15 protein-coding genes and 2 tRNA genes are annotated in these 16628 nt (G+C 37.7%); 10 read left to right on the top strand and 7 right to left on the bottom strand.

Translation table 11 applies throughout. The features are described from left to right. Positions 1–22 precede the first annotated feature (22 nt). The 3 genes from M9949_00665 to M9949_00655 all read left to right on the top strand — a co-directional run bounded on the left by M9949_00665 (position 23) and on the right by M9949_00655 (position 1471). Positions 23–1108 carry an Mrp/NBP35 family ATP-binding protein gene (locus tag M9949_00665; protein ID MCO5249916.1) on the top strand — a complete coding sequence of 362 codons (1086 nt, stop codon included), beginning with the start codon at positions 23–25 and terminating at the stop codon, positions 1106–1108. Further along, entirely contained in the window at positions 1108–1347 is a 240-nt protein-coding gene (locus M9949_00660) for a NifU family protein (protein MCO5249915.1), read from the top strand. Before M9949_00665 ends, M9949_00660 begins: the two co-directional genes overlap by 1 nt. Positions 1348–1396: 49 nt before the next feature. After that, positions 1397–1471, top strand: a tRNA-Val gene (locus M9949_00655). A gap of 839 nt (positions 1472–2310) precedes the next feature. On the opposite strand, the gene M9949_00650 is transcribed toward M9949_00655, so the two are convergent. From M9949_00650 to M9949_00625, 6 genes are all read right to left on the bottom strand, one after another. Next, positions 2311–2631, bottom strand: coding sequence for a transposase (locus M9949_00650; GenBank protein MCO5249914.1), 321 nt, complete (start codon positions 2629–2631; stop codon positions 2311–2313). Positions 2632–3701: 1070 nt separating this feature from the next. Beyond that, entirely contained in the window at positions 3702–4970 is a 1269-nt protein-coding gene (locus M9949_00645; GenBank protein ID MCO5249913.1) for a T9SS type A sorting domain-containing protein, read from the bottom strand. Between the two features lie 401 nt (positions 4971–5371). Beyond that, positions 5372–5456, bottom strand: a tRNA-Leu gene (locus M9949_00640). A 61-nt stretch (positions 5457–5517) separates the two neighbouring features. Beyond that, the gene (locus tag M9949_00635) at positions 5518–5976 is read right to left on the bottom strand and encodes a VOC family protein (protein MCO5249912.1); all 459 of its coding nucleotides are present in this window, start codon (positions 5974–5976) and stop codon (positions 5518–5520) included. A gap of 68 nt (positions 5977–6044) precedes the next feature. Then, positions 6045–6836, bottom strand: coding sequence for a class I SAM-dependent methyltransferase (locus M9949_00630; protein MCO5249911.1), 792 nt, complete (start codon positions 6834–6836; stop codon positions 6045–6047). After that, positions 6833–7708: a glycosyltransferase family 2 protein gene (locus M9949_00625; GenBank protein ID MCO5249910.1), complete on the bottom strand. Its 876-nt coding sequence runs from the start codon at positions 7706–7708 to the stop codon at positions 6833–6835. Before M9949_00625 ends, M9949_00630 begins: the two co-directional genes overlap by 4 nt. A gap of 410 nt (positions 7709–8118) precedes the next feature. On the opposite strand from M9949_00625, the gene M9949_00620 reads away from it, so the two are divergent. The 6 genes from M9949_00620 to M9949_00595 all read left to right on the top strand — a co-directional run bounded on the left by M9949_00620 (position 8119) and on the right by M9949_00595 (position 13962). Then, complete coding sequence (locus tag M9949_00620; protein ID MCO5249909.1) at positions 8119–9201, top strand: hypothetical protein; 1083 nt, start codon at positions 8119–8121, stop codon at positions 9199–9201. Between the two features lie 142 nt (positions 9202–9343). After that, a complete protein-coding gene (locus M9949_00615) occupies positions 9344–10591 on the top strand; it encodes a hypothetical protein (protein ID MCO5249908.1) in 1248 nt (415 codons plus the stop codon). Positions 10592–10614: 23 nt separating this feature from the next. After that, positions 10615–11097 (top strand): Rieske 2Fe-2S domain-containing protein, encoded by a 483-nt coding sequence (locus M9949_00610; GenBank protein MCO5249907.1) that lies wholly within the window; start codon positions 10615–10617, stop codon positions 11095–11097. Between the two features lie 80 nt (positions 11098–11177). Continuing rightward, positions 11178–11540 (top strand): cytochrome c, encoded by a 363-nt coding sequence (locus M9949_00605; GenBank protein ID MCO5249906.1) that lies wholly within the window; start codon positions 11178–11180, stop codon positions 11538–11540. 164 nt (positions 11541–11704) lie between these two features. Beyond that, complete coding sequence (locus M9949_00600) at positions 11705–13165, top strand: hypothetical protein (GenBank protein MCO5249905.1); 1461 nt, start codon at positions 11705–11707, stop codon at positions 13163–13165. Beyond that, positions 13162–13962, top strand: a complete 801-nt coding sequence (locus tag M9949_00595; GenBank protein ID MCO5249904.1) for a cytochrome b/b6 domain-containing protein — start codon at positions 13162–13164, stop codon at positions 13960–13962. Before M9949_00600 ends, M9949_00595 begins: the two co-directional genes overlap by 4 nt. 70 nt (positions 13963–14032) lie before the next feature. Here the strand turns inward: M9949_00595 and M9949_00590 are convergent, their stop codons facing one another. Then, complete coding sequence (locus M9949_00590) at positions 14033–15148, bottom strand: glycosyltransferase (protein MCO5249903.1); 1116 nt, start codon at positions 15146–15148, stop codon at positions 14033–14035. 81 nt (positions 15149–15229) lie between these two features. On the opposite strand from M9949_00590, the gene M9949_00585 reads away from it, so the two are divergent. Further along, entirely contained in the window at positions 15230–16579 is a 1350-nt protein-coding gene (locus M9949_00585; protein ID MCO5249902.1) for an MATE family efflux transporter, read from the top strand. Positions 16580–16628: the final 49 nt, after the last annotated feature.

Here is a 16628-nt window from a genome sequence, read left to right as displayed (position 1 = left end):
ATCATTAAATTGGAATTTTATTTTGAACGAAACAACAATCAGAGAAAAAATCGGCTCTATCAAAGACCCCGATTTAGCTAAAAGTCTGAATGAATTAGATTCGATAAAAAAAGTCGTTGTCAAAGATAATGCAATTCAAGTTTATGTTGAATTAGTTGGTCCTTTTCATTGGGTATATGCCGACATCAAGAGTCAAATTAAGACTGCATTGCAAGAAATTGCACCCGATTACACACATGAAATCTTCATAACTGAAAGACCCTACCAACTCACTAATCGCCCAACTTTGAAGAAGGTCAAAAATATTATTGCCGTTGCTTCGGGCAAAGGTGGAGTAGGCAAATCTTCGATAGCTTCAAATCTTGCTGTGGGATTAAGTCTGAGCGGTGCTAAGGTCGGCATTATTGACGGTGACGTTTACGGTCCAAGCCAACCGACTATGTTTGGGATTTCGGATGGCAAATTGAACGCTATGCAAAATGAGGACGGAACTGTTTCAGCCGAACCATTAGAAAAATATGGTGTCAAAATTGCATCAATGGGTTTCATTATAAATCGTGACGAAGCTGCGATTGTTCGCGGTCCGATGCTTGCGGGTTATTTTTCCATGCTTTTTGAGCAAGTCAGTTGGGGAGAGTTAGATTTCTTGATTTTCGATTTGCCTCCCGGAACAGGTGACATCCAACTTACGTTGACGCAAAAAATCCCTCTGACAGGTGCAGCAATTGTGACTACACCACAGGAAATTTCGCTTGCCGATGTTCGACGCTCGATTACTATGTTTAATCGGGTAAAAGTTGATATACTCGGCATTGTCGAGAATATGAGTTATTTCATTCCGCCCGATATGCCCGACAAAAAGTACTTCATCTTTGGTCAAGGCGGCGGCGAAGAAATTGCGCAAGAATTTGGCGTCAATGTATTAGGCAAAGTGCCACTGAACATTGATATGCGAGAAGGCAATGACGGGGGCAGACCGGTAATTCTTGACACTAATAATGGTTTGCAAGCACAAATTTTGAAAGATGTAACTGCAAATTTAGTGTCTCGAGTGCGACAAGTAAATTACGACAAATCATCAACAGCAATGCCCGAGATTTCACTCTAATGTTTGATGACTTACGTCATAGGGTCGAAGTCGAATTAGATAAAATTCGCCCTTATCTTGCAAAGGACAAGGGCGGAGTTGAATATGTCCGCTTTGAAGAAGAAACCGGCACCTTAGAGCTTCGGATGACAGGAAATTGTGGCATTTGCCCCTTAGCATTGATGACATTACGCGGTGGTATCGAACGATTTTTGTTGATTTCGATTCCCGAAATACGAAGAGTTGAAAAAGTTCAATAAAATAGTTTTGTATATTAAAAATATTTCGTACTTTTGTAATCTGTTTTACGGGCGATTAGCTCAGCTGGTCTAGAGCACCTGCCTTACAAGCAGGGGGTCGGGGGTTCGACTCCCTCATCGCCCACAGAAAAATAATTTCTTAGATTTGAAGGCTGTCCATATGGGCAGCCTTTTTTTTTGCGTCCTGTAGATGTGCAACACCTGCCAGGTGTGGCACATCTGAAATGTAGGGACAGAACAGCGTTCTGTCCAATACATAGCCCACGAATTTACTAGTGGGAAACTTGAACAGGATTATCAAGATTACAGGATGGACAGGATTAAAATTCAAAACTAAAACATTTAACCGCAAAGTTCGCAAAGAAGACGCAAGAGTTGAATTGGACAAAAATGCTTGAAGAACCTCACCCCGACCCTCTCCGAATGAGAGGGAGTAAGAAAAATAATGTCTTATTGAGGCTGTCTCACAAGGGCAGCCTCTTTGGCTTTCAATAAGGTGATAAAATGGGACTAATTGTTATAATAAGTATTCTAAATTTAATAATTGACTAGAAATGGTATTATTCCATTTTTTGGTATGTTTGATGCTAATTTGAGGCAATTTTGGATGGGAAAGTGAGATATTTTGCTATTTTAAGCTACAAATTTGCTCAGATTGTGGGCTAGAGCCAATAGTCCAACTTCGATTTCTACTTTTTCTTTGCCTCTCCAGTAAAAATCTTCTAAATTGTTTGTTGTGTTTGATATTGCAAAAACCGCTTCGGTTCAATTGGTCGTCGTTTTCGTTTTCACACCTTCGCGACTCATCAGTCGGTTTTTGCTTGCTTCTCTTAGTCGTTTTGCTTCTTTTGTTTATTTCTATCGTTCGATTGTCAGCTCCTTCGTGACAAGCCGCTCGCAGCGAGCAACCGACGCAGTTTTTGGCTCTATATCGGCTAACTATTTGTTTGTATCCGTTCAAAGTTATTTTTCTTTCTCTCCGATATTTTCCATCGCTTGACCCATTGGGCAATAGTAACAGTCCTGTTCTTCGTTGTAATATAGATTGTCGGACTTGCTGATGTCTTTCTGCCACTTGCTTTTCTGCTCTTTATGAAAATAATTGTATTTGATATAGGCTTCGATATTATTGTCTTCTGCATATTTGTAATTCTCATGACTCCCATAACCTGCATCAGCTGTGATTGAATTAGGATATTCACGATATTGGCGTTTATATGATTCTATATGTTCAACAAATGTTGAAGTGTCTCCGGGTGTTTGATGAATGCTGTAATTGACCACTATTTGATTGTTTGTACTTATTTGCCAGTTGTAGCAGCTTTAGTTGTCCGTTTTGCATGCGGTCTTCTTTCATTCGCATAAATACTGCATCAGGGTCGGTTTTTGAACAACTGTTGCGACCGTTCATTTGCTTTTCGTATGCTTCATATTTCCTTAATTGTTCAGACCAAGTTTTCTTCACTCTTGTCAGTTTAGCGCGTACATTTTTATCAATCTTTTTTTTACCAATACTTTATTTATTTCTTCTATTGTTTCAGTTATACTCTCAGGATTTATCTCTTCATAGCTCTGTGGTCGGACGTCTCGCATTTCTTCTGCGCTTACCTGAGTGCGTATTTCCACAATTCATTGACTTGTTGTAATATTTTTCTTTACGGGTTCCGGATATTTTACCCAAACAAAACTGTATTTATTGGCATTGCTTCTATTTTCGTGCCGTCTGTATATATATCTTTAATATCCAAAATTCGGCTTCATGAAATAGCATTACTACTTTAGAATACTTCTTTCAAGCCGCTTGCCAAGCGTTTACTGCGAAACGATTGATTGTATTGTGATCCGGCTTTTGCATACCGCTTAGCCACATATAATGAATATTTTTCTTGCACTAAATTTTCTATTCTTCGGCTTGAATAGACATTATTCATATAAGCATATACGAGTATTTTCAGAAGCATTCTCAGGCTGTAGCTGGTAGCTCCGCCACCGATGTAATTGTTTTCGATATCGCTTATATCAATTTCATCGTATAATTTTATTTATTGTCTAACAGGATGAGTTTCTTTAATCATTTCATCAAGAGATGGAGGTAGTAGAAACGCTTGTGATTATAGTATTTAAACTTTGGTCTCATTGCATCGCTAACTTATTGTTGATTACAACCGTTATGACGCCGATTTGTACCTAGTATTTCTCTTTTTTTTCCACAAAAATATAAAAAATGGCTGCCCTTGTGAGACAGCCTCTTAGGGGGTGTGTAGTAAACTTATTTTAGGACTAAAACAATACAAATCCCCCTGCTCGCAAGCTCGCTTTCCCCCTTTCAAAGGGGGATTAAGGGGGATTTCTTATTAATTCACCACCAAAAATTTACTTACATATTCCTTACTTCCATCCTTTATATGTAAAAAGTAAGTACCGCTGAGGAGCTTGATGGGAATTCGTAACTCACCTATTGATGGATTCAAATTCATATTGCGAAGCACCCTACCATTAATATCTGTTATACTGCAATTGATTAAATTTGCTGCAAATGTGAAATTACGAATACTTAGAGTATTGTTTATATATTCTACCGAAAATGGATTGGGAATTTCAGGCTCTATACTTGCTCCTGAGAGTATTTTTTCAAAGTCAAAACAATGGATATAAACTCTCAACACAATAAGTGAGGTATTAAATGCATTATATTCTGCAAGTCCTGTAAAATCATTCCTCTTATAAATAGTTGAATTATTGTTTAAGTTGATAATTTCAAAATTTTGTTGATTGTTTTCATCACTCCCAACAGCGATAAAATCATTAGTAATAAAACCAAAACCCATAACACCATTCAATATGTTATCACCACTGTAATGCTTATACAGACTATAATCATCTGTTTTATAAAGATACAAATCACTCCAGTACACCTGAAACCCCACCAATTTTGAATCGGGTGAGAATTTAATTGAGGTTACATGTCCATTTTGAAAATCATTCAATATCCTAATTGTATCAAGTGTTTCAGCGTCCCATAATATTAATCGATTATATTCTATTCCATCAGGACCATAAAATGTACCACCTGTTGCAACATATTTTCCATCAGGCGAAACTGATATTGCGCCGGTTCTTGTGTATCGAATAAAGGTTTCACTAGTCTTATATTCCCCGGTTTCAATATTATAAGATTGCAATCTGGTATTTCCGTTAAGTTCACTAATCGGTTCAATCAAATAGTACACTAATGTTTTGCTATCGGGCATAAATTTTGGCTTAGTTCGTTCATTTGTGAAACGTGCTATGACTTCTTTTGTATTGTAATCTACAACACATTTCCAATTATTTGCATCATTTGCAGAAATGTACCTTCCATCAGGGCTTATGTCAAAAAAAAGCATAGGCGAGTCAAACTCCCTTATAACCATTCCCGTGTTTCCGTCGATTTCAAATTCTGTACTTCCTAATTCAACGATTTCTCCTTTGCCTGCAATAATATTGCCATTCGGATGTACAAGGAATCGAAGATATGAATTCTCCGTCTTCCATAATAGGTTTGGATCTGGTTCAGGCTCTTGAGCCAGTGTAAAGTTGCAATACAGCATTGCAACAGCGAGAAATAAAAATACTTTTTTCATACAAATTCTCCCTGAAATACATGTTTCGTATATATATACTATGACACATGAAATTGTAATTTATCTCAAAATTAGGGAAAAAAGTTGGGTAATGGGGAAAAAAATCATCACACGCAATATTCATCCGATGACTGTTCTCGAATTAATTATTTATCTAAGATGTGTCGCACTTTGAACTGGGAGTCATCGGATGAATTAAGTACCCCAGATGGACTCCACCTCCTTCCCGTCCCGTCTTTGTTCTAATTTAGTGTATCGTCAATAATTACAAAGACGGCTATAATTCAGATTCATCCCTATCCGTCAATTATAACAAAGACGGGACATGAATTATCACAAAAAAAAACGGCTACCCTGTTGGATAGCCGTTTTTTGTAGATCGCATTTGTACGATTCTTTCGTACAGAAGGCGGGAGTCGAACCCGCACGGGTGTTAAGCCCACTGGATTTTGAGTCCAGCGCGTCTGCCAGTTCCGCCACTTCTGCTCAAATTCAGAGTACAAATATAGCAAATTTTGTTAAATCTAAAGCCAAAAATTTTTCAAAATTAACTTAATGCTTCGATTACATCTTTTGGAGCTTGTACAAGTTCTACCAAAACACCTTCGGAACAAAGCGGAAATTCTTCGTTTCCTTTGGGGTGAATGAAGCATACATCAAAGCCTGCGGCGCCTTTGCGGATTCCACCGGGAGTGAATCGCACTCCTTGCTCAGTAAGCCATTCGACACATTTTTCCAAATCGTCTATCCACAAACCAATGTGATTTAGCTGAGGTTCGTGCACTTTGGGTTTTTTTTCGGGGTCTATCGGTTGCATCAAATCAATTTCTACAGCAAATGGACCTTTGCCCATACGCAAAATATCCTCATCAACGTTTTCTCTTTCGCTGGCAAATGTATGGACTTTTTCCAATCCCATAATATCTACCCAAAAGTTCGCTAATTTACCTTTGTCCAATCCGCCGATTGCAATTTGTTGGATTCCTAATACTTTAAATGGTCGCATAATGTTTTCAATTTTTAAATGATAAATACATTACAAAAATAATAATAAAAAGCTGCATTTGCAATATATTATGGTACGATTGTGACGTTTTTATTTCGGGTTAGTACAAAAATGAAGTCATCATCTATACCATATTTAATATAGTCGCTTTCCTTTGTCAATTCTCGAGTAGAAATCATCTCGCAATTCAGCTCCGTTTGCTCAACACGATTTGCAAAATCCATTCCGTACAAACGTACGTGGTCGCTTTGCCCGAAATGTTTAAGCCTTTCCTTGGGCGATATTATGCTTTTATCTTCATGTGTTGTCTCCAAATCTTTTTCAATCGGAATCATGATTAAAATTTTGCCGTCTTTTTTAAGTACGCGCCCCATTTCCCGAATTGCCGCAATATCATCATCAACATGTTCGAGTACGTGGCTGCATATTATCAAATCGAAACTTTCATCGTCGAATTTGAGGTGCTCGACATCCATTTGCAAAACTGATTTCGGATAGGCATATCCTGAAGCGAATTTGTCAATTGCAGTATAATTTTCCATCTTAGACATTATGTTGAACATCGAAGGTTCGGGGGAGACGTGCAAAATATTGATTCCGGCTTTGAGTAAATCATTGTTTTGGAGATAGAGCCACATTGCTCGGTGACGCGGAAATGAACTGCAAAATGGACAATGGATAGCTTTCCGCTTTTCCCCTGCAGGCAAGAAGAATGCAAGTTCCTTAGTGCAAATCGGGCATTGTTTGAGCTTTCCGCGCTTATTAATGTTCAGATGATAGGCATACTTTATATATCGTTTGATTTTGCCAACTTCAATTCTCAATCCATAAGGCAATATCTTCAGTAAGAAATTTCTCATTTTACAATTTTATAATTCTTATATTCACCAATTCTGTAACCTGTAAGACTTTCAATGAAGCGTTTAATTTTTTCTTTTGGCGAATAGTTCTTTTTGGAAATATCGTGGGAAAATTTCCAATTCATTTTTTCAATTCGTTCTAACATTACTTTTGGGTGAGTGCTATCAAATAGACTCAAGGAATCAATCTCAGAATAGTCAAACTCTGCATCATGGGCAATATTGCTTTCAATCCATTTGTCATCGTGCCAAAGTCGGTTGAAATCTAATTGTTTTGCTTGTTGCTTTCGTGGGTCTTTGACCCATCCGTAATGATAGATATAAGCATCAATCAGCTTCACATTTAGCTTCTCATCATTATTCTTTCTGAATCCTTGGGCATCGCCATGCGAATAAATGCTCTTATCGTTGCGGACTATTCTAATTTCGCGGCGGTACCATTTATATGATTCACCGACATAATCATAGGAGCCGTAAAAATGCTTATAGTTGAACAAAAGCCCCTCAATAGCTTTATTGTGTAGCTGATTTTGCAACTCAAAATTAATCGTTTCTATGTATTTTTCATGCAAAACTTCATCAGCTTGAATATAAAAAGCCCAATCATAATTATCGGGAATTGCTCCGAAAGCCTTATTTGTTTCGACAGCTAAAACTTTGCCACCTTGCCTCAAACTGTCGTCCCAAACTGTGTTTATGATGTGAATCTTATCATCGCCGATGGAGCGAATCAGATTCTCTGTGTCGTCTTCAGATTGCCCGACAGCCACGAACACTGCATCACACACGGGTAATATAGATTTAATCGCCTCTACAACGGGGTAATCGTACTTGATAGCATTTCTGGCAATTGTAAATCCTGCAACTTTCATAGACATTCCATTTTTATATTAAGTACAAAAGTACATACCATTGTTGATTTGAACAATTTTGTAAAGATTATGTGAAAATTATAAATCATGCTGTATTGTTTTGAAAATTTTATGTGACAGTACTGTTTTTATAAAACTGATAAGAATATTAATTCAATTCCTATTATGAAGCCAAATGACAGATGTAAACACAATTGTCATAAATATAATAATGAAAAATAATTCATACAATAGCAATACGTCAGAAAAATGACAACAATTAATGATTTTTGTTAAAAAAAAATTTTTTTATTTATATAAAATGTATTAATTTGGTTTGTGATTTATTTGTATTTCTATAAATTTGATTAAATCGTAACAAGATTTTACTTGTTCTTTAAAATTAATGTTTAATAAATGGGAGATTTTATATGAAATCGATACACTCTAAAACAGTGTGGCTCTCTATATGGGGAGTTATTATTTTCGCGACTATGCTATTTGTCGGTTGCGAAGGTCCAGCAGGTAAAGATGGACTCGCCGGTAAAGACGGAATTGACGGTAAAGATGGCGCAGATGGTACTCAAAATTGCGGTCAATGCCATGACGCTTCAACTGAACTTTTCGCAAAACAATTGCAATGGGCGGCATCTGACCACGCCACAAATACTTCATTCGAGCGTGCAGGTGCATCTTGCGCCGCTTGTCATACAAGTGACGGTTTCCGTGAAGTAGCTATTTCGGGCGAGCCTAATACTGCTGCTGCAATTAGCGACCCGACGGGGCAAAATTGCCGTACTTGCCATCCGATACACGAGACATACACGATGGATGACTACGGGCTTACATACGAAAAGAATGCAAAAATAAGAACAACCGGTGTAGAATTTGATTTTGGTAGTGGTTCTCTTTGTGCCCAATGCCACCAAGCTCGCACAATTTCACCAGCACTTGACTTAAACGCTGAAACTTATACTTTAGCAAATCATCGTTTTGGACCACATTATGGTGCTGCTGCAAATGTAATTGCAGGTTCGGGAGCTTATCAAATAGCAGGAAGTTTGCCTTATGAAAATACTGCTGCCCATCAAAATATTCAAAATTCTTGCGTTTCTTGCCATATGGGACCCGCTTACGGAAATCAAGCAGGCGGTCATACAATGAAAATGAAGTATTTCTATAACGGCAAAATGACTGACAACGTTGCTGTATGTACTCCTTGTCATTCAAGTGCAAAAGACTTTAACATAGGTGAAGTCCAAACTAGTATGAAAGATTTGGCAACATTAGTAAGAAACAGATTACTTGAGTTAGACATGATTACTCCTACCGATGGTGTTGATACTGACCCTGTTAACTATAATCACGATTATGCAAAAGTCGGGACATATTCATCTAAACGTGCTGCAGCATTATACAATTATATTTTCATTATGCGCGATAAGAGCTGGGGTATTCACAACCCAAGATACACTAAGGCTGTATTGCAAAATTCTTTAGAAGCTTTGAACTAAGAGTTTATCGTAATGAAGAAATTATTATGAAAGATATGGAGGGTAATATATCCTCCATGTCTTTTTTTTTATTTTTAATTTTATTTTTACAAGAAAAACACATATATTGCTAATTGAGATTAAACATTTACGAGAGACTGATATGAAAAAAACAATCCTGATTCTACTCGCTTTTTTCCTTGTGAGCGAGTACGCTATTTCCCGCCCGCAATATTCGATTTTGCAAACATATGGCACAAAATGTACTAACTGTCATATAAATGCAAATTATGGCGGAGCAAGGAACTTCGGTGGCTTTTTAGCCCGAAAAGACATTGGATTAATCCAACCCGATGACATCGGTTTGCAAGGACTATATGATTTCCTTGGCGAAGGTACCGAATTGTTTGACGGTACAGTTAATTGGGGGCTCGATATGAGACTCCAAAATGCACGTTGGGCTCAAACTTCTCGCAAAGAAGAAGTTCGAGTTGATACTATGGTAGTCAGACCAACGATTGAACGCAAGACAATGCTGATGCAAATTGCTCCATATGTACAAATTCAAGCTGCAAGTTGGCTCAGAATCGAAGCTATGTACAATTTTGCTTATGATATACATGACGATATGCGCTATCCCGGGCAACAAGCTTTTTATGCCGGAGTTACTATCCAACCTTGGCAACATTTGCCATCTATTCGGGTCGGATATTTGAATCCGCCGATAAGCCTCGACTTCGACGACCATACTATGCTCGTCCGCCAAGTTTCCGGTTTGGGCAGAAGTATGCCGCTTATTCCTGCGGATTACGCAGAGTTGGGCTTCGAGATTAATTATGACGGTTTAGAATGGCTGAATGCCTCTTTTGGGATGTACGAATCCAAAAATATGGCTAAAATTATAACTGAAGGCGTTCCACTTGTTAATGAAAACACTATGTCGTCCGTTTTAAATCTATCTGTTCACCCACAACTACCTTACGGATTGCAAGGCTTTATGGGTTTGAGTCACTTCTTTAATAGTTCATTAAAAACTGACGACGGAATTTATTTCGGCAACAACTATCTGACTATTTCATCTGTTTATTTGGGTATAGGGCTTGCCGATAGAGTAGCTCTTATGGCTGAATACATTAATTCGACTAAACAAACTTTGCAAGAAGTTAATAATTATTCGCTCGAACTTACCTATCAATTCATGGAACCAATACATGTATTCGGACGCTACGAAAGCGGTAAGACGGACATAATGAGGTCAGGACAAATTTGGGAAGCCAAGCAATACGTCTTGGGAGCACACATTTATCCGCTTCCGTTTATTGATTTAATACCAGAATATAGAATTTACGACAGAGCAGACGTTCCGGGCACAAGTGCTCAATGGGCATTCCAAGTACATATATTTTATTAATAGAACAAGCAAGGAGAATAATAATGAAAAATCAAACTGAAAGAAGAGATTTTCTGAAGAAAGCCGGAACCGTATTTGGTGTGGGTATTTTTGCAAGCGCCTTTGGCTCAGTAATTACATCATGCGAGCGTGACGAAATCGTTTCTGCTCCCGACCCCGAAACTATTGACCTTGATATGTCAAAATATCCTCAAGTTTCTGCTGTTGGCTCAATGGCAATCATACAAATTTCGCGCTTGGATGGTTCACCATTGAAATTATTTTTGAAACGAGCTTCCGAAGACCATTTCATCGTACTCGAAGCTCTTTGCCGCCACCAAACAGGTCCGCTTGAATTACCAAGCGAACCCGGCGGAACATTAAGATGTATCATTCATAGTGCTACTTTTAATACTGATAACGGGGAATTAGTGACTAACCCGACTTCGGACACTGTTCCCGATTTGATTAAGTTTAGAGTATTTGAATTTAACAAACAAACAAATATTTTACGCATCGAAGTTTGATTATGTTACAAATTTTGCGTAATTTCGTTATATAAATATACGGTAATATATTAATTAAAAATTATACATAGGAGTATAAAATGTTAGGTAAATTTTTGACTTTCGCACTATTGCTCGGTTTGAGCATCAGCTTTATGAATACTAATACTGCTAATTCTACAGAAGCTAAAGACGGCAAAACAATTTTTGTTGATGCAAAATGTACTACATGCCATTCAATTGACTCACAAGGCGTCGAAACTCGCAAGAAAACCCCTAAAACGGTTGATTTGTCAAAATTAGAGGGCGACCATGATGCTGCTTTCTGGATGGGATATTTGAAGAAAGACGAAAACTTAAATGATAAGAAGCATCCGATTGCATTCAAAGGTGATGATGCCGACCTTGAAATTATGGTTAATTGGTTGATATCAATTTCTGCAGAAGCTCCGGCAGCCGAATAAATAGACTTTAGACGAATAAATAGGGCGGCTTTGTGATTAATATGATAATTGCTCCGCCCTTTTTTGATTTAAAACGTAAAGAGCAAAGAAGTTTTTTGGCAACATTTTTGCTTATTACGTTACTTTTAACAACTAAAACTTGTTAGCACATGAAGGGAGATAATATGAAAATTATATACAAAATCGTTTTTTGCATTTTTTGCTTCTTTGCACATTCGCTAAACTTGCATTGCCAAAGCGATGAAGATTGCATGGAATGCCATTCCGACCCCGATATTTCGATGGAAAAAAGGGGTGTACTTCGCCCCTTAACTGTCAAAAAGTTTGTACTTGCACGCTCTGTACATGCCAAGTTGAACTGCGTTGATTGCCACGTAGGATTCGACCCTTACGATATTCCCCACAAAGAACCGATGACATTAATCAATTGTTTGGATTGTCACAAAAATACAGTCCAAGTTCATAGATTTCATCCTCAAATGATAGGTGCAAAAGGCACAGAAGGCAGCCCGAATGTGAATTGTAAGGGGTGTCACGGCACTCATGATGTATCATCACCCAAAGATCCAAAATCACCGAAGCATTTTGTAAATTCAACTCAGTATTGCGGTAAATGTCATGCCGATATTATGTCAGACCATCTGCAATCCGAGCATCACGTCGAGGTCGAGCACAATAATCCCAACGCACCAACTTGCATTTATTGCCATTCAAAACCAATAACCAAAGGCAATTTAATTGACAAAGCACAACTTAAAATCAACCAAGAAAAACTCTGTTTGGATTGTCATCTGAACGACCCACACAATCCGAGTATATTTGCGAAAACTTTGGTTGATTATGAAAAGAGTGTTCATGGTTTGGCAATATTGAGTGGCAATCATGATGCAGCCGTGTGTGTGGATTGTCATGGTGCTCATAAATTACAAAAAGCAAGCGTCCCGACTTCATCTGTTCATAAAAGCAATATTGCAGAATTATGTGGCAAGTGTCATGGGGATATTACAAAAGAATATCTTAGTAGTGTCCATGGTCGTGCTATGAAGTTCGGAGTAGGCGAATCGCCGTCTTGCACATTTTGTCATGGCGAACACAATATTACGGCTGTTCCGCATATTGAAAAGGATGTATTTACTGCAACAGGAATGAAGTTTGATAAAATGGTTGATAATCAAATGGTCTGGTGTATTAGTTGCCATAGTGACCAAGCTATGATGACAAGACGTGGTTTGCTGACTATCGAGGAGGCGCATAAGTGGCTACCTGCAGCGGCTACACATTATAATACCGTTCGTTGTATAGATTGCCACTCATCTTACGACCCGCCAAACCTATCTCATAATATTCTAAATCACGAAGAAACTATCAAAAAATGTGAGGAATGCCACTCACAAAATTCTGTACTTATGTCCAAATTATATGTACATGAGAAAGAAAAATCCCGTAATCAATTTGGTTTTATCAATGGTACATTGCTAAGTAATGCCTATGTAATAGGAACTACACGAAATGTATATCTCGATGTTACGAGCGGAATTATATTTGTATTTACGGTAATTGGCATTTCGATACACGCATATTTAAGATTTCGTTCACGTAAAACACGCAATGTGGAGCAAGCATGAAAAAATTGTTTTTATATCCTTTATGGCTTAGATTTTGGCATTGGTTAAATGCAGCATTGTTTATATTATTAATATTAACCGGAATTAGCATTCATTATTCAGCTTCCAACGATTTGCTCATGCCGTTTGAATATGCAATTGTAACACATAATGTAGCCGGGATAATATTGAGTTTACTGTTTCTGGTATTTACAATTTTGAATATAAAATCCGGCAATTACAAGTACTACATTCCTGTGATGAAAGGAATATATGAACGATTGGTGAAGCAAGGAAGATATTATATTTATGGAATTTTCAGAGGCGAACCGCACCCTTATCATATTTCTGAAAAAGATAAATTCAACCCGCTCCAACAAGTGTCTTACTACGGAATCATATTTTTCATGATGCCTACCATTATAATCAGCGGCTGGTTGTTGCTGTTTCCGGAATTAGCTCCCGGAGAAATCATGGGAATGGGTGGAGTATGGCCCATGGCAGTTTTGCATAGTGTAGCAGGATATTTATTGAGCATTTTCATGTTCGGACATATTTATTTAGCTACTCATGGCGATACAATAGGTGCGAATTTCAAGTCTATGATTGACGGCTACCATCACGTGCATGAAGAACATGAAGAAGAAAACGGCACACCCACCAATTATGAGTTACTATCAGACGATATTGCATATGAAGATATTATCGATGATACTAATCATTTACCTGAAAAAGAAGAAATTACCAATCAAGAAATTGAATCTGAATCTGTATCGGAAACAGATGTGACTGATGAAGACAGCACAACAAAAAGTTAAAAATTGAAATTTATCGAAATGAATCAATAAGAGGCACACTCATTATTGATTCATTTTTTTTATTCGGTTGCTATTTACCGAAGACCTGACCTTTCCATACAATTTTTTTATCTATCAACATCGGTGGTATAATCAATTCGATAATCATAAAATATAGTATCGAAGATAGTATTCTGCTCTGAAGATGTTCGTGATTTAGTTTGCCGATTGAGGTCATAATGAGTGAGAAATCGCCAAAAACTCGGACAAAAAGCACTGCTAACAACCAAATCAAATTTCCCGAAAATATTGCGATTATAATAGCAGCCCAAATCAATACATTGCTCAGAACAAAAACAGGGGCTACCCAACCCAAGTTCAAACCACCGATTGCCCATCTTCGGTGCTGCGAAATGTATTCGGCAAATGTTGCGCAAGGCAAAGTTGACACACTTGACTCCCAGCTACAAGGATAATGAACTTTGGCTCCTGTTTTGTGAACTGCCTGAATCAAAGCCAAATCTTCAGTCACTGAGAATTTGATATTTTCGTAACCACCGATTTTATCATAAACGCTTCGTCTGATACTCAAATTATTGCCAAAACAGCCTAAAGGTTTGCCCAACGCAACTCCTGCACTTGCCATTGTATGCATATAAATCCATTCGACCGCTTGAATTTTATCGAATTCACTATTATGCTTAACCATAGTGAATCCAGCCACAAGTCCTACTCTGATATCAGAATAATATTCTGAAATAGATTGAATCCATGTTTTGGGAACAACGCAATCTGCATCAGTCATCATAACTATTTCACCCATCGATTCATTAATGCCCCTATGCAAAGCACCTGCTTTTCCCTTTAGATTCGGGATTGCAGTTGATTCGCTGATTTCTACAATTTTGAGATTAGTGTAAACTTGCGACAGACTTTTTAAAATTTCGCCGGTTGCATCAGTTGAGCGGTCGTTTACAGCAACAACTTCAAATCTATCATGAGGGTAACTTGATTGCATTAATGAATGAATGCATGTTTCGATGTTGTTTTCTTCATTACGCGAAGGAACAATAACTGAAACAAAGGGAAGGTAGCCTGAATCAGCTTTGATTATCTGAGCCTGTTTGGATTTAACCGAACCTGCAAACATTATTGCAGAACGAAGGAAATAGACGACAATGGCAGAAATGACTACATAAAAAAGCATCTAACACCTATATTCAACAAATTGGTTGAAAAAACGTTTATTTTCAAATTCTAAGTCGTTTTTACCAAAATATAATTTCAAGTGAAAAACCGAAACGTTGATTTAATTAACGGCAACATTGAGTCCTCATTACGCGAATATGCTCTGCCACTTGTCTTTAGTTTTATAATCCATATGGTCTATTCATGGGTGGATTTGTTTTTTGTTAGCAGGCTCGGTGCGTCTGCGGTAGCAGCATTAGGTATTAGCGAACGAATCTGGTTTTTTACATTTGCAATTGGTAGCGGATTTGCCATCGGCACATCGATTATTGTCGCACGTCGAGTGGGAGAGGGCAACTTCGACAAAGCCGGTGAAACATCTGTTCAGGGCTTGCTTTACATGTTCACATTCGGAGTCGTGCTCGCTATACTGCTTTTTGTCAATTTAGACCCGATTCTGAGCCTTCTGGGAATTCATGGCGAAGTGAAGGTACTGTCAAAACGATATTTCGAAGCATTATTGTGGGGGATTCCATTCAATTTTTTGATTTTTCAAATCAATGCTCTGATTAGAGCTTCAGGAAATACTTTTTACCCAATGTTAATTCTGATAACCGCAAACGTGCTGAATTTTATCTTCACACCTTTATTGGTTTTCGGCATAGGACCATTTCCACGATTAGAAATTTATGGAGCAGGTATAGGCACAAGTATTGCCCAAATATTCGGTGCAATAATAGCCCTTGCTGTTCTGCACTACAAATTTGAAAGAATCGAACTTAAACTGAAATATTTCCGGCTTCGTTTTGATATTTTCAAAAGGATAACCAAACTTGGTATGCCGGCATCATTACAATTAATCGCAGTTAGTATTACGAGTATGGGGTTGGCAGCCAATGCAAATATATTCGGAACCGAAATTTTGAGTACATATATAATTGGGCTAAAGATAGACCTTCTCGTTTCGATGGTGATTTTTGCAATGGGAGCTTCGCTCGAAGTAATTACAGGGCAGAACATCGGAGCAGGTAAGCCCGAAAGAGTATTTCTATACCATAAGTCCGCCATAAAGCAGTTGACAGTTTTACTTGGCATTCTTGGTGTACTCGTGTTCTTTTTTGGCAAAAATATTGGTTATATTTTTGTAAATGATGAACTTATAATCTCTGAACTGGACAAATATCTCAAATTTGCAGCATTCAGTTATATTCCATTCTCAATCGGAATAGCTTCTATCAGGGTAATTAGTGGAGCAGGCGATTATTTCCGAAGCCTTGTGATAGTTACATTATCATTGATTTGTGTTCAACTGCCTGCCGCATATATTATTTCAAGTTCAATAAACGACCAAATCGGAATTTGGTTTAGTATGCTGATAGCAATAATATTTTTCGCTTTCATCGGTTTTAGAGAAGTTAAAAATGGCAAATGGTTAGGGAAAAATGTTTAGCCAAGCCTAACTCTCTGAAATTATTTAATGATTTCCCAACTATTTTCAC

It is taken from the genome of Candidatus Kapaibacterium sp. (assembly GCA_023957315.1).
Classification (GTDB): domain Bacteria; phylum Bacteroidota; class Ignavibacteria; order Kapaibacteriales; family UBA2268; genus PGYU01.
Note: the sequence above shows the minus strand (reverse complement) of the source record. Positions and strands in the feature narration are given on the sequence as shown.